Below are 23,162 nucleotides of genomic sequence, written 5' to 3' on the forward strand. Positions count from 1 at the left end.
TTATGCATGAATAGATCTTTAACGCTAAAATTCAATCAGGGATTTACCCTGATTGAATTGATGATAGTGGTATTGGTAATCGCTATTTTTGCTGCAATTGCATTCCCTGGTTATCAAGCTTATGCTCGTAAAGCGAATGCAGCTTTCGCTCAACAGGAAATATTAAAATTAGCTGATCAATTAGAAAGGCACAAGTCCAGAAATTTTAGTTATAGGAATTTTACGCCAACATCAGTAACACTTAGTCGAGGGGGGTATACTCTGACTGTTACGGATGATACGAGTGCTGGAAATGCATTAAACTCTTCTGCAACAAATGGTCAGACTTGGGTTATCAAAGCTACAACTACGGATAATCAGCAAATGAAGATACTTGCGAAAAGTTCTGGGCTACGTTGTCAAAGTAGAACTGCAACAGCTGTAGATAATGATTGTTCGAGTGCAGTATGTACAATTTGTGAAACAAACAGTGAGGCTTGGTGATGCGAAATGGATTTACATTGATCGAGTTAATGATAGTAGTCGCTATTATTGGAATTATTGCGGTCATAGCATTACCTAGTTACTCGCAATATAAAAAAAGAGTAAATCGTTCTGATGTCCAAACAGAAATGATAAATATTGCTCAGAGAATGGAATCCTATAAATTAGCTAATTTTAAGTATCCTTCAGATAATACTGTAAATCCACTCTATGGAGGTAAAACCTATCCTTCGGTTGGCACGGCTTTATTTACATTGACTTTTACGACATTAAATGACAACACTTGGATAATGACAGCCACACCAATTTCGACAACTTCGCAAGCTGGGGATGGGATTATTTGTTTAAATGACCAAGGACAAAAATATTGGGCAAAGGCAGCCACAACTTGCGCACTGTCTGCGACATCAGTTTGGGATGGTCGCTAACTTTCAAATTCAAAACTGTGGATAAATCATTTTTTGATCTTTCCCTTAAGCTGAATTTAGCGTAGAATATTGCCCTCTATGAAAGGGGTTTGAAGTGTATCGATGGTCGGTACAGGGATAATCCGTAAAAACTATAAGGTTGTATCATGGTAGTTATTCGTCTTGCACGCGGTGGTGCTAAAAAACGTCCGTTCTATCAAATCATTGTGACTGATAGCCGTAATGCACGTGACGGTCGTTTCATCGAACGTATCGGTTTCTTCAACCCTACAGCTCAAGGTAAAGCAGAAAAACTTCGTTTAGATGCTGACCGTTTTGCTCACTGGGTTTCTCAAGGTGCTCAACCTTCTGACCGTGTTGCTTCTTTAGCTGCTCAAGCTAAGAAAGCTGCAGCTACTGCATAATTTTTGCGAATTAAGTAGTAGGTAGCCCATGACACCAACACAGAATGTTCCCGAAGATCGTATTCAGATTGGACAGTTACGTTCAGCATATGGATTAAATGGGTGGCTCTGGGTCTATTCCAATACAGAACCTATGAGCAACATCTTTGACTACCTGCCTTGGTACATTGAGACCAAAGCAGGTTGGCAACAAGTTGATGTAAAACGTTGGAAACCGCATGGCAAAGGCTTGGTTGTTTCGCTAAAAGGTGTGAGTGATCGTACTGCGGCGGATAATCTGGTTGGCGCAAATGTCTGGATTTCAAAATCGCAACTGCCTCAAGCAGGCGTGGACGAGTATTATTGGTCGGATTTAAAAGGCTTAACCGTGTTAGGTCTGGATGATGAAGAACAAGAAGTCAATCTCGGTCAAATCCATGAACTGTTTGAAACAGGGGCTAACGATGTGATGGTGGTTCGCGCAACTGCTGAAAGTGTCGATAGCGAAGAGCGTATGATTCCATGGCATAAAGATGTGGTACAACGCGTTGATCTTGAAGCTGGTCGTATCTACGTGAATTGGGGCGTAGATTACTAATTATTTTTGGAAATACGGGGGTCTGCGATGTTTTTTGCAGTCATTACGCTTTTTCCTGAAATGTTTGAAGCGATTACAGCCTACGGTATTAGCGGGCGCGCAGCAAAACGTGACATTGTGCAAATCCATTGTATTAATCCACGTGAATTTGCTGAGGGCAACTACAAAAGAGTGGATGAACGTCCCTTTGGTGGTGGTCCTGGTATGGTGATGATGGCTGAGCCTTTGGCGAAAGCGATTCAACGTGCCAAACAGCTTGCAGAGCAAGCGGGAGCGGTTCATGTTCCTGTGGTGTATATGTCACCGCAAGGCAAAACCCTGAATGAGCCAGCAGTACAGCAGTTCGTCGATTATGATGGCTTGATTGTGCTATGTGGGCGTTATGAAGGGGTCGATGAACGTTTAATCCAAAAATATGTTGATCAGGAATGGTCGATAGGGGATTACGTTTTATCGGGTGGCGAGCTTCCTGCGATGGTGCTGTTAGATAGTGTAATTCGGAGACTTCCGGGTGCCATGTCTGATGAGCAATCTCATGTGCAAGATTCTTTTGTGGATGGTCTGTTAGATTGCCCACAATATACCAAGCCAGACCATTTTGAAGGATTGGATGTACCTGAAGTCTTGAAATCGGGACATCATGCCAATATCGAGAAATGGCGATTTTTGCAGCGTTATCAACGTACTCTTGAACGCCGACCTGAGTTGGTGGAAAAGGTGGAGTTGAGCAAGCAGCAAAAAAAATGGCTCAAAGATTTATCAGGAAAATAACTTTAGGTTATTTACTGAAGCCAATACTTGAGCGGTTGTGTTGAAGTATTGTTTATTAGGCTCTTTATGCATTGAAGCGGTCAGGCATAAAGGGAAAGTCAATCGGGTCTATGCGCTTTAGCCTCTATACCCAGTGGATCTCAGACCTCTTCTGACCCACACATATTGGAGATACCCCATGAGCGGTAAGCATCCTTTAGTACAAGCTGTTGAAAATGCACAGCTTAAACAAGACATCCCAGCTTTTGCACCAGGTGACACTGTTATCGTTCAGGTAAAAGTAAAAGAAGGTGATCGTGAGCGTCTTCAAGCATTTGAAGGTGTTGTAATCGCGAAGAAAAACCGTGGTTTGAACTCTGCGTTCACAGTACGTAAAATTTCTAGCGGTGTTGGTGTTGAGCGTGTTTTCCAAACTCACTCTCCAATCGTTGCTAAAATCGAAGTGAAACGTCGTGGTGACGTTCGTCGTGCTAAACTTTACTACCTACGTGAATTGTCTGGTAAAGCTGCACGTATTCGTGAAAAGTTACCAGCTCGTAAAACTGAAGCTTAATCAGTTTTATTTGAGTGAAAAAAATGCGCCGTTTGGCGCATTTTTTTTTGCTGATGACTTTATAGTCCTTGTAGTTTTAAGCGGTTGGCATGTTGACGATAGATATCGACAGGATCAGGAGAAAAGACTGAACGTAAGGCGAAGAACTGATTGATCACATCTAAATGATTCCAGTTGTAATTGTCACGAATGGTCTTGCCATATTTGGCACTACAACGAGAGACCAAGCCATCATTGTCATTTGGCGCTTGCATCAGTAATCCTGTGGCAGCCAATACCGAGTCTGGATCAAGAATATTGGTTAAGGTTGAATTACCAGAGAAAGAATAGAAGTAAATGCCATTTTCGATAGAAGCTCCTTCACCACAAGCTGATTTAGGCATACCAAGTGTATATTTTTGGGCAAAGGTTTTAGAACCTGCCTGACTTAAGCTGATACCCGCTGCCAGTGCATCATGCGGTAGGGAGTTTGGGTCCTGTTGCTGTGCCCAGACAATGGCCTGAGAACCGAAATTGATCAGACTAACCAAGGGTCGTTCGAGGGGTGTGCCTTGAGCTGAGATAATTAGATCAGCAACAGGTGAGCCTTTGAGTGGGCTTGAAATGGCGGTGGCAGAAGCGACTTTAGCTGGCGCGATATTGGAAACATAGGCAATGCTGTGTCCACCATGACTGTGCCCCAGTAAATTGACTTTGTTTGCCCCCGTAATCGCTAAAATCTCATCGACTTGTTGTAGCAGTTGCTCACCGCGAACCTCAGAGCTGTTGAATGGGGAAACACGGGTTGCCCATGCATTGGCGCCATTGCGTGCTAAATCGGGTAATATTTGATACCAATAATCCACACCAAGTTCATCTGTACCTGCACGAATCCAGCCTCCCATCCCATGTGCGAACACGAGGGGATATTTGGTTTTGGCATAACTGGAGGTCACATATTTGGCTTGAATTTGTGATGCGCTGGCGTGCACTTGCGTGGTACTCAGCACACAGGTTGATAGCAATCCAGCTATCAAGAGTCCATATTTCATTGATCTTCCTCTTTTTTAATTTTTCTACCGACAATGATCATTGTCAGCCATGAGTATAAAGAGCAGAGCGAAATTAGGTTTTGAAATCCGATTAAATAAAATACAGTGTGTAACTAAATAATTCAAAAAAATCTCTCTGAAGATTGCCCCAGAGAGAATAGAGATATTACAGTCCTTGCAGTTTTAGACGGTTGGCGTGTTGACGGTAGACATCGACCGGATCGGGACTAAACAGCCCGCGTAATCCCAAGACCTGATTGACCTCATCTAAATGGTTCCAATCATAATTATCACGGATGACCTTACCAAAATGGGTGCTGCAACGTGCAACCAAGCCATCATTGTCGGTGCTGATATACGAGATTGGTGCAAGCAGGGAGATGGCACTGTCTGCAACATCAATGATATTGGTCACTTGGGATGTCCCTGTCCATGAGTAATAGTAGATGCCATTATTGGAGGTAGCCCCACTTTTGCTACAGTCTGCAGCCAATGCGGTTGTCGGATATTTCTGGTTGAAGACTTGCGAACCCTGTTCACTGATTGAGGTGAGCGAGGCATGCAAATCACTCTTCAACGCAGGATTACCTTCGGCAAAGGTAATTAGTGGCCCAATAATATAATCCGTAGCGATACTCAGGAGCTGCGAACCCGCTTGGTTTGAAAGTAGATCATCAGCCACTTTGGAACCTCTAAAGGTCGCACCGACCCCAGTTAAGGATGCGACATATTGCGGTTTGACGGCTTCGACATAACGAATCGTTGGTCCTCCGTGGCTATGTCCAATCAGGTTGACTTTAGGCTTACCAGTAATAGCGAGGACCTCTTCGACTTGTTGTAACAGTTGCTCCCCACGAACTTCGGTCGATTCTAAAGGTGAGATCTGCGCAGCAAAAGTGGTTGCCCCATTACGCGCTAAATCGGGCAGAATTTGATACCAGTAATCTAAACCAAATTCAGCAACCCCAACGCGGCTAAAGCCAAACATACCATGGGTAAACAATAAGGGATATTTGGTTTTGGCGTAGCTACTTTGTGCAGTCGCATTGACGCTGAGTACGCCTGCAGTGAGCGAGCTGCTGCTGAGTCCAATACAGGTGGCTAAACCAAGTAGTGAAAGGCTATGTGCTATTTTTTTCGTTTTATACATATTTTCATCCTGAAAAAAGGTCATGAGATACAGAATTATTCTGCGAAAGGTAATTTCCCTCCTGCGTCGTGCGTAGTTTCAAAAGTGCCAAGTCGTAATTGTTCTTGTGGATTTTTAAATTGTTGCTGACGTAATTGTGCAATCGCTTGTTGTTGTGCTGATTCACTCATGTGGCTATTCAATATCTGATCACGTTGCGCTAAATAATTATTCACTCGTGATTTCCATTGTCCACGTTCCTGATCCAGCTGCTCTAGACGTTGAGTTGCTTCTGCGCCAACCAGATTCATGCGCATTTGGCGAAGTTCAGCAGCAGAACCGCCACGCGCTTTAATATCGCTGCTTAGTTTACGCAGATCATCTAATTTAGATAATTGTTCTAGATTTTCTCGCCAATCTTCAGGCAATTGAGCAAACAGTTCTTTTAATTTTTGTGCTTTTTCTATTTCGCTGAGGGACTGGTCCGCCATAATCGACATACGGTTTAAGGTATATTCATGGTAAATATTCTCTGCACCAAAGAGCCCCTCTATTTCATCATTTGAGAAGAATTGATTGCGTAGATTCTTAATCAGTCCAAAAACCTTACGATAGTATTCAGGATCTTGCTTATTTAAATTCGGTTCTTGCAAGTTGCCTAATTGCACACGGTAATCGAGATAGCGATTCCATAGATCCAGAATTTGGCTTAAAGCAGGCTCTTGATAGCTTTTTTGCAGATACAGTGCAAAATCTTGCTTGATTTGCTCCAGCTGTTTTTCACCATATTGCGTGATGAAATATTCAAAGCAGTTTCGGGTTTGTTCATTCACGATTAAATGCTGGCTTTGATCTAAGCTGATTTGACAATTCACCTCCGTATCTTGCTGACTTGGACTGCCAAAGGCTTGGGCTAAATTGGATGATAAGCCTGCGTGGGCTGTGCGAACTGAACTAGAGTCCTGCGTTGATGGCGTGAGGGAATTTGAGGTAGCGTTCGAGCCTGTGGTGGCACTCGGCGCCAACCAGACTAAAAAGCCCAGCAGAATAACAACCACGATGGCGAGTACCAGCCATAATTTCTTTTTTTGCATATCCTATGCCTAACATCCATTTTTAATTTTTATTGGGTTCATCTTGAACTTGTTTTATTGTGCAATGTGAATGCAAATAAACAACAGAAAAGTTGTAAAACTAGATGAGCGGTTGTTAGTATGGCGACAGTTGAAATACGTGTTCTGAGTTATGAAATCATCTGCTGCAAAAATCCAGCGCCGCGCGGTTCATGGGGTATTTTTGTTAAATAAACCCTTGGGTATTAGTTCAAATGCAGCATTACAAAAAGTACGCTGGTTATTGCGAGCAGAGAAAGCAGGACATACAGGCGCTTTGGACCCGCTGGCTTCAGGTTTATTACCGATTTGTTTTGGTGAAGCCACCAAGTTTTCGCATTTTTTATTAGATTCGACCAAACGTTATCAAACTACGGTTCAGCTTGGGCACAGTACGACGACAGGTGATGTTGAAGGTGAAGTCTTGTTGGAACAAGCTGTACCTGAACTGACGGAAGAGCGTATTCAACAAGTCTTGCAGCAGTTTGAGGGGGAGATTCAACAAATTCCACCCATGTATTCGGCACTCAAAAAACAGGGTCGTCCGCTATATGAGTTGGCGCGTAAAGGGATTGAGGTTGAGCGTGACGCACGCCCAATTACCATTGAAGCCATTCAGCTGCTTTCTTTTACGGAAAACAGTGTGACCTTAGATGTGACGTGTTCTAAAGGCACTTATATACGTGTGCTGGGTGAAGATATTGCCAAAGCCTTAGGTACGTATGGGCATTTGACTTATTTACACCGCATTCAAACGGGTCATTTTGAACTGATTCCAAGTTATACCATTGAATATTTAGAAGGCTTAACCGAACAGGAGCGTGAAGCACTGCTGTTGCCTGTGTATGCGCCTGTCCAGCATTTTACCCAGATTCAAGTGCCTGAAGGTCGGGCAGAATATTTTAGTCGTGGTATGGAAAGTAATATTGATCATGCTGCGGAAGCCCAAGTGCTGGTGTTTGATGGGGAAAAGTGCCTTGGATTAGCCGAAATTAATGAGCGAAAGCGTTTAATTCCTAAACGTGTTTTGAATCTGTAGGTGGCTGACAATGATGGAACTCGATCTGATTCTGAGTCTGGTCTTCTTTGCTTTTTGTGCAGGCGCCATTGATGCTGCTGTTGGAGGCGGAGGCTTAATTCAGATTCCTGCCATCATGGGTGCAATGCCACAATTGGCTCCCGCGACCGTATTTGGAACCAATAAACTCTCTTCTATTTTCGGTACGGCTTCAGCGGCGTTTTCTTTTTTTCGCCGTGTGTCATTGTCGTGGAAGTTGTTGCTAGTGATAGGCGTCGGTGCTTTTATTAGCTCCTATTTAGGTGCTGCTTGTGTATCGATGATTCCCACCCAAGTGTTGAAGCCTTTTGTGTTGTGTATGTTGATCATTATTGCGATCTATACCTTCATGAAAAAACAGTTTGGGCAGGTGCATTTTCAACAGGAAGTCACCACGAAAATACTGGTACTCGCCGCAATCGGCAGTGTGTTGATTGGCTTTTATGACGGTATTTTTGGTCCAGGAACGGGTAGTTTCTTTATTTTCTATTTTATTCGTTATTTGAAAGTCGACTTTATTCATGCCTCGGCGCTTTCCAAAATTGCCAATTTTATGACCAATTTTGCTGCATTGAGCTTTTTCGTGCCTGCTGGTCATGTCCTGTTTGGAATCGGGTTGACCATGGCAGTCGCCAATATTGCTGGTTCATTGGTCGGTGTCCGCATGGCACTCAAATACGGTAGTGGTTTTATCCGTATTATCTTCTTGGTTTTAGTGTCTATTTTAATTGTGCGTTTAAGTTATCAAATCTTTTTCCCAGCTTAAGTGTCAAGCTGATGCAATTTTACATCAGCGGCGACATTCATTTTCTAAGTTGACCTTTGCCATAGCAAGGGTTAGTTATTTATAGAAACGCAGATTGGCAATCAGCCGAGCTTCTTCAGAGGCTGGGTATTTTTGCTCCATCAATAATTTCAGGATGGCTTGTTTACCTTGTTCCTTATAGGACGGGCAATACGATGCAGCGACACTGAACTCATCTAAAGCCCGCCATGAATAGACACTTTCATCGACAAATAAGGTATCACTCGGGCGTTTGATCTGGCAGGCTTGTAAGGCAAATTGGCAGGCAGATTCAAATAAGTGGTTCTCTCGATAAAAGCGGGCCAGCTCATAGAGGGGTTCAGCCCGCTGCGGACGACTCACCCACGCTTGCAAATATGCAGTACGAATCGCTGCTGCGGGTTTCTTTAATTTTTCTGTAAATTTTGCTGCACGAAATTGTGCGGTCCAGCGTTCTTCTTCCCATCCCCCTGCATTGGCGCGTATTTGATAGGCTTCGAGGGCTGGTTCGGGTAAATTTGCATCTTGATAACTTTGTGCGAGATAAAACTTATATCGCAGGTTATCAGGCTCATCGATGATGGCTTGCTTTAAAATTTCGATATCTTTGAGATAGGTGGTGGGATCACGTCCTCTGGCCCCATCATGCTGCACAAAAACATGAGGACCTTTTAAGAGCTGCCATTGGTGAGGTTCAGGCGAGTTTAAATATTCGTGTAAAACACCTTCCCATTTCCATGGAATTTGCGTTGATACAAGCGAATTTAATTGATAGCGGATATTTCCGTAAATATATTCAAAATAATACGCTAAGCCAGTTAAAGTCCCTCATTCAAAATCAGGATCCACCATAAGGGTCTGGTCGGCATCGATAAACATCAGGTAGTCAGCATGGGGCAGGGACGGATCCTGTGCCAGTTGTAATGCTTCGGTACGGTTGAAACCAAAATTCTGCCAAGGACGCTCAAATAGCTTGCCAGGCAAATCTTGCATAAAGTCTTGAATCAGTTGCTGTGTACCATCTGTCGATCCTGTATCAACAATGGCCCATGAGTGAATCCACGGTTTGACCGATTTTAAGCAACGTAAAATCACCGCGGTTTCATTTTTGACGATCATATTCAGGCGGATATGTGGCTGCATTGTTATTCTTATATTCCCTTTTGCTCTTTTCCTCATAGTAGATTTTCAGGTCAGCGAATTCAAGCCATTCTTCAGACGAAGGCATATGTAGGATGAAACAACGTAGAGAAATAAAAGGGACTGTTGATGCAGTCAGAAGCATACAACAGTCACTCAAGGGTGGGTTGTAGAATAGCGTGATTGGAACTTAGTTTTCGTTATCGGGCGCAGAACGACTGGCACGATAAGTGACCCCGACCGAGGCGGTCATGATGCAAATCAGCGCTAAAGTTTGCCACAGGCTAATATGCTCTTTGAGCAGTAACATGCCTGCAATAGCTGCGAGGGCTGGGGATAAACTGGAGAGCGTACCGTAGCTGAGTTTACTCAGGCGTTTGAGTGCCATAAGATCCAAAGCATAAGGAATGGCTGTGGCCAATAAGGCAATCATCAGGGCTTGTGGCCAATATTGAAATTGCAACATCGCTTCAGGATTGCGGACACTATTGATGGGCAAGAGCACCAATGTAGACAGTACGATGGCAATACTCAGGGCATGCATGCCGATGTTTTGCCGAGCCACGCGCTGACCAAAATAAATATAAAATGCCCAGCAAATCCCTGCGCCCAAAGCACAGGCCGCACCGATATAAGAGAAGTTGTGGGCTTGCGCATCCTGCCAAGGCACCATCAGGGCAATGCCTGTAATGGCGAGTCCGACCCAGAGATAATCACTTTTTTGTTTGATGGAAAGTAGCGCCAAGGTGAGCGGTCCTAAAAACTCTAATCCAACGGCAATGCCTTGCGGCAATTTGCCCAAAGAGGCATAGAACAAGACATTCATGACACAAACGGCGGCACTGTAAAACAGCAAGTCACGCCATTTTAAATAAGGTAGGCGTTGAATGATTTTCCATGAACGGAACATCAACACCACCAAGATTGAGGCGAAACTGAGGCGTAAAGTCACCACAGTAAATGGATCTAACGCTTGCATCAGTTGCTTGGCAAAGGAGGCACTGACTTGATAGGCCAACATGGATAACACCATGAGAAAAACGGCACTCAATTGACTGTTTGGCATATCCGCAGTGGTCTCCATGACAGGTGAGGGAAAAGATAGGATGCTGCCCTAAACCTCCTGAGGCTTAGGACAGGAATGAATCAGACCGATTCATTCGTAGATTTTAAGGCTGCCTCATTGCGACGTCTGGCTTGCTGGGTGGTATAGGTACAACCAATTGATGCAGTAATAATGGTGCCGAGTGCCAGCCACTGTGTCCAAAGCAATTGCTCATTTAAAAACACAAAACCAGAAAGTGCCGCAATCGCGGGTTCCAGACTCATTAAGGTGCCAAAACTCAAGGCGGTCAGATTGCGTAAGGCAATCATTTCCAAGGTAAATGGTAAGGCGCTGGCGAGAATGGCCAGGCCGACAAAATAGAATAAATTAGGGGGCTGGAAAACATTGCTGGTCATGCCTGAAAACAAGGCTATCGGCATTAAACACAACATGCCGACAAACATGCCCAAACACACGGTATGGTTGCCTGAAATTCCCGAAGGGCGTTGCCCCGCAATAATATAAACTGCCCAACAGGCACCCGCACCAATGGCAAAGGCAATGCCTGTTAAATCCAGCGATTGTGTGGCTTGGTCAAAGGGGAATAGTAAAATTAAGCCTAAAATTGCCATGCAGACCCAGAGCAAGTCATATTTTTGCCGTGCATAGTACAAGGCAACACTGAGGGGACCAATAAACTCAAATGATACTGCAATGCCCAAAGGCAGGCGTTCAATCGATAAATAAAACAGTCCATTCATGCCTGCCAGTGCAATGCCATAACTGAGAATGGATGACCAGCGTACGCTTTTAAAATTAATTTTCCAGATTTGAAAAATAATCGCCAGAATGAGCGCACCCAACAGCATACGCATGGCGGAAACCGTTAAGACAGGAAATTGCTGAAACAGAATTTTGGCCAATGAGCCACTACTTTGCACGCAGAGCATGGCAATGAACAACAGGAACACGGCTTGGAAATAGGAGGAGTTTTTTAAGTTCAGCATGATCTAGGGCATTATGTTTTATATCGGATGGTCAATTTGTGTATTTTTTTCAATCATAACATTGTGCCGTGGAAATAGCTCGTAGCGGATGAGCCAGATCTAACACAGTCATGCAGACAGATAAAAAGTCAGCAGGTACGGGCAAGTTGTACTGAAACAAAACCGATCTATTCCCCATCGGCAATAGATCGGTTTAGCGCTGTGAATCGGTTTTTATTGACCCCCTTAAGCGGAGGAGGGGTCAATAAAAAACCACAGACACAAGTCTGTGGTTTTTCACATCGAATAACTTAGAACAATACGCGAACGCGGATTGTACCTTCAACGTGTTGTAAAGTATCCAGTGCTTCTTGAGATGCAGTTGCATCAACATCCATCACCAAGTAGCCGACATCACCTTTAGTCATTAAAGACTGACCAGAGATGTTGATGCCGTGTTCAGCAAACAAGTTGTTGATTTTTGAAAGTACGCCAGGCACATTTTTATGAATGTGTAATAAACGGTGTTTACCTTCAGTCAACGGCAACGCAATCTCTGGGAAGTTCACCGCAGATAGCGTCATACCCTTGTCTGAGTAAGCCACAAATTTTTCAGCCACTTCTAAACCAATGTTCGCTTGCGCTTCCATGGTTGAACCACCCACGTGAGGAGTCAAAATCACGTTTGGTAGGTTACGGAGTGGAGAAACAAATTCTTCACCATTCGCTTTAGGCTCTTTCGGGAATACGTCAACCGCAGCACCTGCAAGGTGACCCGATTTAAGTGCATCAGCCAAATCTTCAATCACCACACATGTACCACGTGCCGCATTGATGAAGATTGAACCTTCTTTCATTTGCGCAAATTGATCTTTGGTCATGAAGTTACGCGTAGAAGGAACGTCTGGCACGTGTAAAGACACCACGTCTGCATTGGCAAGAAGTTCACCCATGCTGCCGACTTGACGTGCATTACCTAAAGGTAATTTGGTCACTGTGTCGAAATAGATGACTTTCATACCCATGCTTTCAGCTAAAACTGAAAGTTGCGAACCGATTGAACCATAACCCACGATACCTAAAGTTTTACCGCGTGTTTCAAACGAACCTACAGCAGATTTGTTCCAGCCACCCGCATGTGTATCTGTTGATTTTTCAGGTACACGACGAAGAAGAAGGATTGCTTCTGCTAATACCAGTTCAGCCACTGAACGAGTATTTGAGTATGGTGCGTTAAAGACTGGAATACCGCGAACCATCGCAGCATTTAAGTTCACTTGGTTGGTCCCGATACAGAAACAACCCACCGCGATGAGTTTGTTTGCCGCTTCAAAAACTTCTTCAGTCAATTGAGTACGGGAACGAATACCAATGAAATGCGCATCTTTGATCGCTTCTTTCAACGCTTCACCCTCAAGCGCAGTTTTACGATAGTCGATGTTGGTGTATCCAGCTGCATTTAAAGTGTCGACTGCGTTTTGGTGAACGCCTTCTAACAACAAGAAACGAATTTTATCTTTAGGCAGGGAAAGATGTTGGCTCATTACGGCTCCGCTACAAAGGCCAAATTTGGTCGCAGTATCATAGCATAGGACGTAGGGGGATATACATTTCCTTTATGACCCAGCAATCAGGTATTTTGGCGAAATATGCGTCACAACCTGTCGTAGTTGGTCTAACTAAGCCTGTAATTTACAAGGTAACCTTGTTAAAACGCGATTTTCTGCGGGTTTTGGCTAAAAATGGCTTATAATAATGCTCCGTGAAAAAATACGGTGCAGATGGACTGTCCGTTACTTCACGTGCTGTCTAGTTATTGTTCCTTTGTTACGCAGTTTCAGCTGAATAATGCATTAGATTCGACACCACTTGTTTACTTCATTGCAAGGTCTGAAAACGATGAATGCTCCAGTCGCTTTAACCCCAGAGTTGTTGACCCAATTGACCGAAATTGTTGGCGAAAACCGTATTAAAACGGATACCGATAGCCTGCAAAATTGGGGTCGGGATTATACTAAACACTTTGATCCAAACCCATCTGTGATCGTTTTCCCTGCAACGACTGAACAAGTTCAAGCCATTGTTAAGCTTGCCAATCAATACAATGTTGCGGTAACGCCATCGGGTGGTCGTACGGGTTTATCTGCGGGTGCCGTGGCAGCCAATGGTGAAATCGTGGTGAGCATGGACAAAATGAACCAGATTCTGGAATTTTTCCCTGCCGATCGTATGGTGCGTGTACAAGCGGGTGTGGTCACTGAACAATTACAGAGTTATGCACTAGAACAAGGCATGTACTACCCTGTGGATTTTGCTTCTGCGGGTTCTTCACAAATTGGTGGCAATATTGGTACCAATGCGGGCGGCATTAAAGTCATTAAATATGGTATGACGCGTAACTGGGTGTTGGGCTTAACTGTGGTCACAGGCAAAGGCGACATCTTACGTTTAAACAAAGGCATGATTAAAAATGCCACAGGTTATGCATTACAGCATTTATTTATTGGTGGCGAAGGTACTTTAGGTTTAGTCACTGAAGCAGAAATCAAATTAGAGCGTCAGCCACAAGACCTGCAAGTGATGGTGTTGGGTGTACCTGATTTTGAAGCAGTGATGCCTGTATTGCATGCCTTCCAAGCTAAAATTGACTTAACTGCATTTGAATTCTTTGGTGAATTGGCGATGCAGAAAGTGCTGGATCACGGTCTTGTGCAACGTCCATTTGAAACACAATGCCCATTCTACGTGTTACTTGAATTTGAAGCGCCGTTTGAGCCAATTATGGACAAGGCGATGGAAATTTTTGAGCACTGCATGGAGCAGGGTTGGGTGTTGGATGGCGTGTTGAGCCAAAGCCTTGAGCAAGTGGAAAGTTTATGGCGTTTACGTGAAGATATTTCTGAATCGATCGCACCATTTACCCCATACAAAAATGATATTTCAGTTTTAATTACGCATGTACCTGCATTTATTCAAGAAATTGATGCAATTGTGGCAAGCAACTATCCAGACTTTGAAATTTGCTGGTTTGGTCATATTGGTGACGGTAACTTGCACTTAAATATTTTGAAACCTGCGGATTTAAGCAAAGATGAATTCTTTGCCAAATGTCAGGTGGTAAATAAATACGTGTTCGAAACAGTGAAAAAATATGACGGTTCAATCTCTGCCGAGCATGGTGTGGGTATGACCAAAAAGCCATATTTAGAATATTCACGTAGTGCCGAAGAAATTGAATACATGAAAGCCTTGAAAAAAGTCTTCGATCCAAACGGCATTATGAACCCGGGTAAACTTTTCGATTTATAAGTTTATCCCGAATGAAGTACTAAACACCGTGATGGCAACATTGCGGTGTTTTTTATTGCAGTAATAAAAAAGATAAAAAATTCAACTCAGAAAAACAATCGCTACATTGTTGCCATAGAGTTATGTGTTTAAGCATTGCATCATTACGGGTAAGTAATGATATCTATGGGGAATTTGTCATGTTGCGTTTAGCCACGGTTTCAGCCTTGTGTTTGGGTTTATTGGCAGGCTGTGCCACCACTCAGAATTTAGTCAATAAAGTCAGCAGTTCGGATACACCTTTGGCGCAAGTATTAAAACAACGTCCTGATTTGGTTAAAGAATTATCGACCGTTGAAATTCGTCAATTTTTTAACAGTGTAGAATCACCAACGGCTGCACAAGTCAAAGTGACAGAAACTGGGTTAATGGATGATTCAGTGCGTTCAATTCGTACCATTTATAGTTTTAAGCATGTAGACAATGACTGGAAATTGGTTGAGACCGAAAAATCGTATCAATGTATGCGTGGTAAAAATACCAAGACTTTCCAGACAGCGGTGTGTTCTTGATATAGGAATGAGCTTGAAAGTTTGAAAATTTTGTCGCATAAAAAGCGTATCTAGTGATGCGCTTTTTTATTTGAGACTTTATAAAAATGAATATTTTAATTGTGGGGAATGGCTTCGATTTATCCCATTATTTGCCGACAAAGTACGACCACTTTATGGATGTGATGGGGGCCATTGAGAAAAAGAACACGGGTGAAAAAGCAAAAGATTTGTCGATTCATACAGTCGATGAATGGATGAAAGAGATAGATTCTTTATTTGATAAAAGAGCTAAAGAAAGTGAGCCAAATTATCGGATGAGTTTTGATAAGTTATTTTCGGAAACACGAGACGAAAAATTCATAGAAAAAACGAAAGAATACTATTTGACTGAAAATGTAGAAATTAATGCAAAAGATGTTTTAAAACTCCAATACCGCTTGGAGTTAAATTGCTGGTATCGATATTTTAAAGATCATGTACAAGAGGTAAAAACATGGATTGATTTTGAACAGAAAATTGAAGAAGTATTATTAAGTTTTGTGCAGATGATCCCTTTTATCGAGCAAATAAATGGAAAATCAGAATATGCTTTTCCTCTCAGATTGTTTGAGAATACTGTTGGTAAAAGAAATATTTCGGTTTTAGATAGTTTTCATCTATTTGAAAATAAGGGAATGCATATAGGATTCAATGCTAAATTTTGTTATGGAGGAAATGACAAAAATGGAATGAATCTATCTTCATTTTTAGAATTTTCCCATAAGCAATTAGAAGAATTTATTGAAATTTTTAACCTGTATTTGGAAATTGTAGTTGGCCAACTCTTCCAAAGCAGAATGATAGATATTGATGCTGAGTGGTCTTATCCTGACAAGATATTTTCATTTAATTATACCAATACTTATCAACGACTTCATGATTCTGTCGATGTGGAATACTTGCATGGTAGTTGTGGGGAATATCAAAATATTGTATTGGGTGTTTCTGATTTGGAGGGTGAATCATTAAAGAAAATTAAAGCGTATGGATTTACGAAATATCATCAGAAACTTTTTAAAGATACCGATTACATTTTTTTGAATGATTCTGTTTCCAAAGTAAAAATGTATAAGATTAATTTAGAGTCATATAGAAAAGACTATGTGAACTTAAATTTGCAAGATTTCAATGCAGAAATTATGAGAAAAGAAAGGTTAAATCTAAATTTTTATATTTGGGGGCATTCACTAGATATTTCAGATAAAGACTATATTATTGATCTTTTTTGTTTAAATGATGACATAGATCGAAATGTACGAGTAACCGTTTATTATTTTGATAAACCTGCGAAATTTGCATTATTAAATAATTTATTGGCAATTTTAGGAAAAGATAAAGTTGAGCAATGGATGAAAAATAAGTGGCTACAATTTAAAGAAAATCCCGAAGTTAGATTTATTGAATCTGAAAAGCAGCAGATTGCTTAATTAAAATTTCAATCTTTTACTTAATGTAAAAAATTACAATTCCCAACCGATAAACTGCTACACTACACCCACTTGACCTAGTGGGCGTACTAGCTTGAGTGATAAAAAATCTCACAACTGAAATACCTTGATTTGTCTTAGACACCTTGTGAATACGGTGTATTAAGCCGCTTAACCTAAGCGCATTCAAAAAAACGTAATTTAAATAAATCTCTCAGTGCTGGTCATTGGGCTGACGCTTATCTCCCGAAAAATAGCGTAAGACCTCGACCAGACCATCATGATCTGTAGAAAATAATGCAAAAAGTTCAAACGACCACGTTGAACCGCGCTACGCTGATGTTTCCTTTAGCTTTGGTGCTGTTCGAATTTTCCGTCTATATCGGAAATGATTTAGTCCAACCTGCCATGCTGGCCATCACCAAAGAATTTGGGGTCAGCAGCAGTTGGGCACCATCTTCCATGTCTTTTTATTTGCTGGGTGGCGCCTGTGTAGCATGGCTGTTGGGTCCATTGTCAGATCGACTGGGACGTAAAAAAGTCCTGCTTACAGGCGTACTATTTTTTAGCGTCTGTTGCTTACTGATTTTACTCACTCATAATATTGAGCAATTTCTGGCCCTGCGCTTTTTACAAGGTATAGGATTAACGGTCATTTCTGCCGTAGGTTATGCCGCCATTCAGGAAACCTTTGAAGAGCGGGATGCCATTAAAGTCATGGCACTGATGGCCAATATTTCCTTGCTGGCACCTTTGCTGGGACCTGTTTTAGGTGCTTTCCTGATTGACCATGTGTCATGGCATTGGGGCTTTATCGGTATTGCGGTGTTGGCATTTCTGAGTTGGTTTGGTTTAAAAGCAAAAATGCCTGCTAGCCAACAGGCTGTAGTGAAACAGCCAGTACGTTATATTTTTTCAGACTTTAAACGGGTCTATCAAAATAAGCGTTTTCTTGGATTAACCTTGGCATTGCCAATGGTCAGTATGCCTTTAATGCTGTGGATTGCACTGTCACCTGTGATGCTGGTGGAAGAATTAAAACTCACCAGTTTGCAATACGGTCTGGCACAATTTCCTGTGCTGGGTGGTCTGATTGCGGGCAATCTGGTGCTGATTAAAATCATTGATCGCTGGGCTTTGGGTAAAACCGTGATGATCGGTTTACCGATTATGCTGCTGGGGACGCTGTTGATTTTAGCGGGTATCTTCTGGCGAGATTATTTCTTGCTGTGCTTAATTGTCGGCATGACTTTGATTAGCTTTGGTGAAGGGATCAGCTTTTCGGTGCTGTACCGTTTTGCGCTGATGTCTTCTGAAGTATCGAAAGGGACTGTGGCTGCGGCTGTGTCGATGCTGCTGATGTTCAGTTTCTTTTTTATTATTGAAGCAGTGCGCATCCTGTATGAACAGTACCATTTAATCGCATATGGCTTGGCATGTTTTGTCTTGATTGCGCTATGGTTTAGTTTTCCACGGCGCATGTTGCAGCAAGTTTTATTGGAACGTAAAGCCAATGGTGAGTTTTAACTCGGCATGAAAACTTGGCTCAAACAGGCATATATTTGCCTGTTTGGCGGTTTTTCTACGGGAATTGTGACATCAGTTAAGATTCAAATTTCTTGAGTTTATGATCAAAAACAAAAGGTCCAAACGGTAGAATTGAAGCAATAAAGCCGAGAATAAACATTTTAATTGACCATTTTTGTTTTTCGCACACCGCAAATAGCACAATTAAAAACAGAATAAACAAGATGCCGTGTCCCATGCCGACAAATTTGACCAAGAGTGGATTGCCCCAAATATATTTCAACGGCATGGCAATAAACAGGAGCAGCAGGAAAGATAAGCCTTCCAGAAAACCAACAACACGCAAGGTTTTAATATTCATATTCAAAACAATAAAATTGAGAATGAATCTCGATTCTAGCTGAAATGGGTGAATCTTTATACTTAAAAAATTAGCCGATAGATAAAACTTTCAATTCAGAAAGTCATTCTGACATCAACCATTCATGCACTTCTATATTCCTACTCTTTGCCTCATCCAAATCTATTTAATGTCTAATGCCAACAAGCGTTGTTTTAGGCTTAATAATTCTGGCAAGGTTTCCAGTAACAGGCTCATTTGTTTCAGTACCAATTGCCAATGTTCAGGCAATTCGGGATCACTGCTCATGCGTTGTAGTTCATCCAGTTTGCGTTGGATTTGGGCTTGATCCAAGACTTGCTGCTGAATCAGGCAGTGATTCAAGGTCTGTAAACACCACTGCATCAGTTCCAGAATTTGCGGATCGTGAAGCTGCTCCCGATGACTGCCCAAAGCTGAAATATAGCTAAGTTGGCTATGGCTGTAGACCAAATAACGGAAAGCCTGCTGAATCAGTTCAGGATTCGGTTGCGGTTCGGTACTGAGACTGGAAATCATGCTGGACAGTTCAATTTGCGCATTATGTGCCAAGCGCCGTGCCTTACGATAGGCAACACTATTATCTTTACCGTGTTGATACTGCTCGACAATGGCAGTGAAATAATCCAGTGTGGCTTGACTGCTGTTTTGAATATTTTTAGAAATATTACGGAAATTCCAGTCAGGCCAAATGGCACTCACCGCAAACCATGCAATAAAACAGCCGAGCAGGGTATCTACAATCCTTGGCAGAATAATGTCATAACCCGCACCTTTCAGATTAAAGATCAGCAGCACCATTAAGGTCGCCATCAGCGTCGCAATGGCATATTTTTGCGAGCGTAAATAGAAAAAGGCCACGCCGCATAAAATGGTCAGAATCAATTGCCCTTCAATACTGGGCACAAAATACAGCAGCGGCACGCCTAAAATCACACCCAGCACTGTGCCCAAAGTTCGCAGTTTTAAACGGCTTTTGGTAGCAAAATAACTGATCTGGCAGACAAATAAACTGGTCAGTAAAATCCAGTAGCCATTTTTGGCAAAGGGCAACAAGGAAATGGCATAGCCCACCGCAAAGACAAAGGCGATGCGTACCGCATGTCGAAACAGCGCTGATTGCGGGGTTAAATGTTGACGTAGTTTGAGCCATAAATCCTGTAAGCCATGAATGTCATCATCCAGCAGGTTTAAATTGTCTTGATGAGTCGAATAATGCTGCTGGTAATGGTCTTGCTCGATTGCCAGATTGGCAAACTGCTCTTGAACATTGTGTAAATTGCGCAGCACCAAGCCCAAATTTTTTACTTCAATATTGTGCGGATTGTCCTGAATCCAGCTCTGCATCGAGGCATCTAAATGTGCCAAAGCCGAGGCATGAGAGGTATCTAGCTGAAAAGCCTGTTGTTGCAAGATGGAGCTTGCCAATTGTTGACAGGAGTGGGCTTGCAAGCGGATATTTTTCTGAATCCGAAAGATTAAGTCGGTACGGCTAAAGTTGCGATGAATATTTTCATAATGCAAATAGTTAGAGGTCGCTTGTTCGTGAATATCTTGCGCCAGAAAATACAGATTCAGCCAGTAAATGGTTTTTTGATTGGCACGTGAAGCTTTTAAACGGGTCAAGAGAGAAGCTTTACACTGATTTAAACGTTGCACCACTTGCGTATTTTGTAGGGAAACCTCAAACAGCAGGCTTTCGACATTCTCAATATTATCGGGGTCAAACAGTCGCGCTTTTGCCTGTAAGAGTGTGGCAAGTTGCTGAAAGCTTTGCGCCAAATTATCTTGCACGGCTTGAGTGGGTTTGAGTAAGTAAAACAGAATGGAACTGAACCCATACCAGATTGCTCCCAAGACAAAATAATACGGCTGCTGATACCACGCCTGATATTCTCCCAGACCAAACATGGTGTAAATCGAGAGCAGGATGGTGCCAAAAGAAATGGTGGCATAACGTTGCCCGAGCGCACCCAGTAAAATCAGCAAGGCACTGGACAAAGATAAATACAAAATAAACAGCAGTTTATAAGGAGCTAAAAATTCAAGGATACTGCTGACACTGAAAAATAAAAGACAGACATAAAGCAGATTGCGTAGTCGAATACTGAGCCGATCATCAAAATCCGTGAGGGCTGCGGCAATGGCACCCAAAGTCACAGGCACAATTAAAAGTTGATGCCCTGTGTAGAACAACCCCAGCGTTGTGCCTGTTAAAACAATCAAGATTTGCAGGCAATACACCAAAATTGAATTGGAGAAAAACTGACGCACAGGATTCACAATATTGTTCTTTATCGGTTGTTTTGCTTTTCAGTTAGCCTGAACTTTTTTAGTCGGACTGTCAATTGCTGATGAAAGATGGCGTCCAACTGAATGCTATTTTCAGGTTGGACATGGAAACTTTAGGGGAGTTGTTTTTGTAGAGCAATGCGTAAATTTGGCAAAATTGTGGATAAGTTTCGGTTTATCAACATGGTTCAAATTGTGAACTTCGGCTTGTGTATAACCGCTAACTTATCCACAGTTGATCTTAAATGACACCACAGGCAATGCGGTCTCCACCACCACCCAAGGGTTTGGGTTGATCGGAATAATTGTCTCCGCCCGCATGAATCATCATGGCATGACCTTGAATGTCAGCCAGTTTTAAGCGTGGCGCAATCAGTTTTAGTTGCGATTGTCCCGCAGAGTTGACATGCAATACAGGCAAATCTCCCAGATGTCCTGTCATTGGGGTACCGTGGTTGGCAACTTGGGTCGGGTTGTAGTGTCCACCCGCAGCCAACGCAGCCACCATTTTTCCATCTTTTTCAGCAGGTTCACACGAGCCTTTTTCATGAATATGGAAACCATGTGGTCCGATCGGCAAATGACTTAAATTGGTTTGAATGATTAAGCCTACAGGGCTGTCTTGTAAGGTGACGGTACCGACTGAAGCACCAATGCCATCTGCCGAAACTGCATTGAGTTCGACGGTTTTCATATTGGTAGTGGATTGGGTTGGGGTGGTGCTACATCCAACCATCAGTAGGGATGCGCAGGCAGCCAATACTCCAGTTTTAAACAAAGAAGTTTGCATTTACTGTCCTTATGAAGTTTTATTTGTAAATGATTCCTATTTAATCAGAGATTGGCAGACTCTAGGGTATGGATTGCGTAGAGGATTGTATGAATTTCATCAATAAAAAAGCCAGTTGGCATACAACTGGCTTAAAGAGAATCTTTACTTAGGTGGATCTTTGGGAGGATCAAAGTCATCATCCAGATCATAGGCCAGTGTGGCTTTCGGCATCATTAAGGCTTCATCATCATGAGTTTCATGTAGCCATTCACGCCAGATGGCCAATAACACCGCCAGAATCACGGGGCCAATAAACAGTCCGACCAGACCAAAGCTGGCAAGACCGCCTAAAACTCCGAACATAATCAGCAGAAACGGAATTTGGGTTGCCCCTGAAATAACCAAAGGTCGAATCACGTTGTCGGCAGTACTGACAATACACACCCCCCAAGCCATCACACCAATGGCTTCAATGGTTTGACCTTGGGCAAACAACCAGAGTGCGACAGAGGTATACGCCAAAGGCGGTCCAAAAGGAATGAGTGCCAGCAAGAAGGTGACGATGGTGAGTACCATTGGGTTGGGTACACCCGCCACCATATAGCTCAAACCCGCCAATACCGATTGCGCAACCGCAGTTAAACCGACACCATACACCACCGCACGTGTCGTTTCTGAAATGGTATCGATATAGTGATGTACACGAGGACCAATCACCATTTCTAACGCTTTACTGACCTGGGTTAAAATGGTGTGTCCATCGCGATAAAAGAAGAACAAGGACATCACGGCAAAACACAGCTTAATAATATTTTTACTGACTTCATTCAAGAGTGCTTTGCCGTAATTCAGATGACCTTGAATCCAGTCGGAAATATTCTGAATAATACTGTTCGGATCTTGATTTAAATCTTTTAGGGTACGGGTCACTTCTTTGCCGATCACAGGCAGGTCACGGATAAATTGCGGCACATTGACATGCCCAGAAAAGACCTGTTTTTGCAGTTCGTAATACAGATTACGCCCTTCATGTTGCAAGATGAAAATAGCAAACGTCAGTGGTACGCCAACCACTAAAATGATGATTAAAATCATCAGGGTCGCACTAAGTGTAGAGCGTTGACCACAGGCACGGAAAATAGCTTGATACAACGGCCAAGTCATATAGGCAATAATACTGGCCCACAGCACAGGAACAATAAAATATTTGAGTACATGAAAGCCCAAAAAAATCAGGATAAAAAACAACCCGAATAATAAGACTTTCTGTATGGTCGGCGCGTATTGTTGCACTATTTTCACTGATTCATTTTAAAGGTCAAACTCATCTTAACCGAAAACAGCACACGCGAACATGAGTGCTCGGTAAGTTTCACATAATCTC

Annotated in this window: 24 protein-coding genes; 12 read left to right on the forward strand and 12 right to left on the reverse strand. The window is 42.6% G+C overall.

Going from position 1 to position 23,162, the window contains the following annotated elements; genetic code table 11:
• The first annotated feature begins 6 nt into the window (after nt 1–6).
• From GWK51_RS05510 to rplS, 6 genes are all read left to right on the forward strand, one after another.
• A complete protein-coding gene (locus GWK51_RS05510; RefSeq protein ID WP_161932987.1) occupies nt 7–483 on the forward strand; it encodes a type IV pilin protein in 477 nt (158 codons plus the stop codon).
• Nucleotides 483–911: a type IV pilin protein gene (locus GWK51_RS05515; RefSeq protein WP_161932988.1), complete on the forward strand. Its 429-nt coding sequence runs from the start codon at nt 483–485 to the stop codon at nt 909–911. Before GWK51_RS05510 ends, GWK51_RS05515 begins: the two co-directional genes overlap by 1 nt.
• Before the next feature lie 146 nt (nt 912–1,057).
• Nucleotides 1,058–1,315 carry a 30S ribosomal protein S16 gene (gene rpsP, locus GWK51_RS05520; RefSeq protein ID WP_100241902.1) on the forward strand — a complete coding sequence of 86 codons (258 nt, stop codon included), beginning with the start codon at nt 1,058–1,060 and terminating at the stop codon, nt 1,313–1,315.
• A gap of 28 nt (nt 1,316–1,343) precedes the next feature.
• Nucleotides 1,344–1,892 carry a ribosome maturation factor RimM gene (rimM, locus tag GWK51_RS05525; RefSeq protein WP_142767672.1) on the forward strand — a complete coding sequence of 183 codons (549 nt, stop codon included), beginning with the start codon at nt 1,344–1,346 and terminating at the stop codon, nt 1,890–1,892.
• Nucleotides 1,893–1,919: 27 nt separating this feature from the next.
• Nucleotides 1,920–2,663 (forward strand): tRNA (guanosine(37)-N1)-methyltransferase TrmD, encoded by a 744-nt coding sequence (gene trmD / locus GWK51_RS05530; protein WP_161932989.1) that lies wholly within the window; start codon nt 1,920–1,922, stop codon nt 2,661–2,663.
• Nucleotides 2,664–2,841: 178 nt separating this feature from the next.
• Nucleotides 2,842–3,216 (forward strand): 50S ribosomal protein L19, encoded by a 375-nt coding sequence (rplS, locus tag GWK51_RS05535; RefSeq protein WP_100241899.1) that lies wholly within the window; start codon nt 2,842–2,844, stop codon nt 3,214–3,216.
• A gap of 59 nt (nt 3,217–3,275) precedes the next feature.
• Here the strand turns inward: rplS and GWK51_RS05540 are convergent, their stop codons facing one another.
• From GWK51_RS05540 to GWK51_RS05550, 3 genes are all read right to left on the reverse strand, one after another.
• The gene (locus tag GWK51_RS05540; RefSeq protein WP_161932990.1) at nt 3,276–4,247 is read right to left on the reverse strand and encodes an esterase/lipase family protein; all 972 of its coding nucleotides are present in this window, start codon (nt 4,245–4,247) and stop codon (nt 3,276–3,278) included.
• 166 nt (nt 4,248–4,413) lie between these two features.
• Complete coding sequence (locus GWK51_RS05545; RefSeq protein WP_161932991.1) at nt 4,414–5,397, reverse strand: lipase family alpha/beta hydrolase; 984 nt, start codon at nt 5,395–5,397, stop codon at nt 4,414–4,416.
• Nucleotides 5,398–5,432: 35 nt separating this feature from the next.
• Nucleotides 5,433–6,470, reverse strand: a complete 1,038-nt coding sequence (locus GWK51_RS05550; RefSeq protein WP_161932992.1) for a lipase secretion chaperone — start codon at nt 6,468–6,470, stop codon at nt 5,433–5,435.
• A 151-nt stretch (nt 6,471–6,621) separates the two neighbouring features.
• On the opposite strand from GWK51_RS05550, the gene truB reads away from it, so the two are divergent.
• Together truB and GWK51_RS05560 are read left to right on the forward strand one after the other, a co-directional pair.
• Nucleotides 6,622–7,527 carry a tRNA pseudouridine(55) synthase TruB gene (truB, locus tag GWK51_RS05555; RefSeq protein WP_161932993.1) on the forward strand — a complete coding sequence of 302 codons (906 nt, stop codon included), beginning with the start codon at nt 6,622–6,624 and terminating at the stop codon, nt 7,525–7,527.
• A 13-nt stretch (nt 7,528–7,540) separates the two neighbouring features.
• Nucleotides 7,541–8,311, forward strand: coding sequence for a sulfite exporter TauE/SafE family protein (locus GWK51_RS05560; RefSeq protein ID WP_142769976.1), 771 nt, complete (start codon nt 7,541–7,543; stop codon nt 8,309–8,311).
• Nucleotides 8,312–8,386: 75 nt separating this feature from the next.
• On the opposite strand, the gene GWK51_RS16595 is transcribed toward GWK51_RS05560, so the two are convergent.
• The 5 genes from GWK51_RS16595 to serA all read right to left on the reverse strand — a co-directional run bounded on the left by GWK51_RS16595 (nt 8,387) and on the right by serA (nt 13,044).
• A complete protein-coding gene (locus GWK51_RS16595; protein WP_235941080.1) occupies nt 8,387–8,983 on the reverse strand; it encodes a hypothetical protein in 597 nt (198 codons plus the stop codon).
• A gap of 174 nt (nt 8,984–9,157) precedes the next feature.
• Complete coding sequence (locus GWK51_RS16600) at nt 9,158–9,472, reverse strand: glycosyltransferase (RefSeq protein ID WP_235941082.1); 315 nt, start codon at nt 9,470–9,472, stop codon at nt 9,158–9,160.
• A 187-nt stretch (nt 9,473–9,659) separates the two neighbouring features.
• Nucleotides 9,660–10,535: an EamA family transporter gene (locus tag GWK51_RS05570; protein ID WP_100241956.1), complete on the reverse strand. Its 876-nt coding sequence runs from the start codon at nt 10,533–10,535 to the stop codon at nt 9,660–9,662.
• Nucleotides 10,536–10,615: 80 nt separating this feature from the next.
• Nucleotides 10,616–11,521: an EamA family transporter gene (locus GWK51_RS05575; RefSeq protein ID WP_161932994.1), complete on the reverse strand. Its 906-nt coding sequence runs from the start codon at nt 11,519–11,521 to the stop codon at nt 10,616–10,618.
• Nucleotides 11,522–11,811: 290 nt separating this feature from the next.
• The gene (serA, locus tag GWK51_RS05580; RefSeq protein WP_161932995.1) at nt 11,812–13,044 is read right to left on the reverse strand and encodes a phosphoglycerate dehydrogenase; all 1,233 of its coding nucleotides are present in this window, start codon (nt 13,042–13,044) and stop codon (nt 11,812–11,814) included.
• Between the two features lie 355 nt (nt 13,045–13,399).
• Between serA and GWK51_RS05585 the strand changes: the two genes are divergently transcribed.
• From GWK51_RS05585 to craA, 4 genes are all read left to right on the forward strand, one after another.
• Nucleotides 13,400–14,809 (forward strand): FAD-binding oxidoreductase, encoded by a 1,410-nt coding sequence (locus GWK51_RS05585; protein WP_161932996.1) that lies wholly within the window; start codon nt 13,400–13,402, stop codon nt 14,807–14,809.
• A gap of 179 nt (nt 14,810–14,988) precedes the next feature.
• On the forward strand, nt 14,989–15,360 hold the full coding sequence (locus GWK51_RS05590) for a hypothetical protein (RefSeq protein WP_161932997.1): 372 nt from the start codon (nt 14,989–14,991) through the stop codon (nt 15,358–15,360).
• Nucleotides 15,361–15,446: 86 nt separating this feature from the next.
• Nucleotides 15,447–16,808: an AbiH family protein gene (locus tag GWK51_RS05595; RefSeq protein ID WP_161932998.1), complete on the forward strand. Its 1,362-nt coding sequence runs from the start codon at nt 15,447–15,449 to the stop codon at nt 16,806–16,808.
• A gap of 297 nt (nt 16,809–17,105) precedes the next feature.
• Complete coding sequence (gene craA, locus GWK51_RS05600) at nt 17,106–18,335, forward strand: chloramphenicol efflux MFS transporter CraA (RefSeq protein WP_161932999.1); 1,230 nt, start codon at nt 17,106–17,108, stop codon at nt 18,333–18,335.
• Between the two features lie 76 nt (nt 18,336–18,411).
• Here craA and GWK51_RS05605 read toward each other — a convergent pair whose 3' ends face one another.
• The 4 genes from GWK51_RS05605 to GWK51_RS05620 all read right to left on the reverse strand — a co-directional run bounded on the left by GWK51_RS05605 (nt 18,412) and on the right by GWK51_RS05620 (nt 23,071).
• A complete protein-coding gene (locus GWK51_RS05605) occupies nt 18,412–18,696 on the reverse strand; it encodes a DUF3817 domain-containing protein (protein ID WP_100241886.1) in 285 nt (94 codons plus the stop codon).
• A 162-nt stretch (nt 18,697–18,858) separates the two neighbouring features.
• Nucleotides 18,859–20,997, reverse strand: a complete 2,139-nt coding sequence (gene yccS / locus GWK51_RS05610) for a YccS family putative transporter (RefSeq protein ID WP_161933000.1) — start codon at nt 20,995–20,997, stop codon at nt 18,859–18,861.
• 250 nt (nt 20,998–21,247) lie between these two features.
• Nucleotides 21,248–21,796: a superoxide dismutase family protein gene (sodC, locus tag GWK51_RS05615; RefSeq protein WP_161933001.1), complete on the reverse strand. Its 549-nt coding sequence runs from the start codon at nt 21,794–21,796 to the stop codon at nt 21,248–21,250.
• A gap of 144 nt (nt 21,797–21,940) precedes the next feature.
• Nucleotides 21,941–23,071 carry an AI-2E family transporter gene (locus GWK51_RS05620; RefSeq protein ID WP_161933002.1) on the reverse strand — a complete coding sequence of 377 codons (1,131 nt, stop codon included), beginning with the start codon at nt 23,069–23,071 and terminating at the stop codon, nt 21,941–21,943.
• Between the last annotated feature and the right edge of the window lie 91 nt (nt 23,072–23,162).

It is taken from the genome of Acinetobacter kanungonis, assembly GCF_009939195.1.
GTDB classification, from domain to species: domain Bacteria; phylum Pseudomonadota; class Gammaproteobacteria; order Pseudomonadales; family Moraxellaceae; genus Acinetobacter; species Acinetobacter kanungonis.

Bases quoted from the DNA above. Each gene is read 5' to 3' on its own strand.
- GWK51_RS05510 (WP_161932987.1), top strand. From the start codon at position 7: ATGAATAGATCTTTAACGCTAAAATTCAATCAGGGATTTACCCTGATT.
- GWK51_RS05515 (WP_161932988.1), top strand. From the start codon at position 483: ATGCGAAATGGATTTACATTGATCGAGTTAATGATAGTAGTCGCTATT.
- rpsP (WP_100241902.1), top strand. From the start codon at position 1,058: ATGGTAGTTATTCGTCTTGCACGCGGTGGTGCTAAAAAACGTCCGTTC.
- rimM (WP_142767672.1), top strand. From the start codon at position 1,344: ATGACACCAACACAGAATGTTCCCGAAGATCGTATTCAGATTGGACAG.
- trmD (WP_161932989.1), top strand. From the start codon at position 1,920: ATGTTTTTTGCAGTCATTACGCTTTTTCCTGAAATGTTTGAAGCGATT.
- rplS (WP_100241899.1), top strand. From the start codon at position 2,842: ATGAGCGGTAAGCATCCTTTAGTACAAGCTGTTGAAAATGCACAGCTT.
- GWK51_RS05540 (WP_161932990.1), bottom strand. From the start codon at position 4,247: ATGAAATATGGACTCTTGATAGCTGGATTGCTATCAACCTGTGTGCTG.
- GWK51_RS05545 (WP_161932991.1), bottom strand. From the start codon at position 5,397: ATGTATAAAACGAAAAAAATAGCACATAGCCTTTCACTACTTGGTTTA.
- GWK51_RS05550 (WP_161932992.1), bottom strand. From the start codon at position 6,470: ATGCAAAAAAAGAAATTATGGCTGGTACTCGCCATCGTGGTTGTTATT.
- truB (WP_161932993.1), top strand. From the start codon at position 6,622: ATGAAATCATCTGCTGCAAAAATCCAGCGCCGCGCGGTTCATGGGGTA.
- GWK51_RS05560 (WP_142769976.1), top strand. From the start codon at position 7,541: ATGGAACTCGATCTGATTCTGAGTCTGGTCTTCTTTGCTTTTTGTGCA.
- GWK51_RS16600 (WP_235941082.1), bottom strand. From the start codon at position 9,472: ATGCAGCCACATATCCGCCTGAATATGATCGTCAAAAATGAAACCGCG.
- GWK51_RS05570 (WP_100241956.1), bottom strand. From the start codon at position 10,535: ATGCCAAACAGTCAATTGAGTGCCGTTTTTCTCATGGTGTTATCCATG.
- GWK51_RS05575 (WP_161932994.1), bottom strand. From the start codon at position 11,521: ATGCTGAACTTAAAAAACTCCTCCTATTTCCAAGCCGTGTTCCTGTTG.
- serA (WP_161932995.1), bottom strand. From the start codon at position 13,044: ATGAGCCAACATCTTTCCCTGCCTAAAGATAAAATTCGTTTCTTGTTG.
- GWK51_RS05585 (WP_161932996.1), top strand. From the start codon at position 13,400: ATGAATGCTCCAGTCGCTTTAACCCCAGAGTTGTTGACCCAATTGACC.
- GWK51_RS05590 (WP_161932997.1), top strand. From the start codon at position 14,989: ATGTTGCGTTTAGCCACGGTTTCAGCCTTGTGTTTGGGTTTATTGGCA.
- GWK51_RS05595 (WP_161932998.1), top strand. From the start codon at position 15,447: ATGAATATTTTAATTGTGGGGAATGGCTTCGATTTATCCCATTATTTG.
- craA (WP_161932999.1), top strand. From the start codon at position 17,106: ATGCAAAAAGTTCAAACGACCACGTTGAACCGCGCTACGCTGATGTTT.
- GWK51_RS05605 (WP_100241886.1), bottom strand. From the start codon at position 18,696: ATGAATATTAAAACCTTGCGTGTTGTTGGTTTTCTGGAAGGCTTATCT.
- sodC (WP_161933001.1), bottom strand. From the start codon at position 21,796: ATGCAAACTTCTTTGTTTAAAACTGGAGTATTGGCTGCCTGCGCATCC.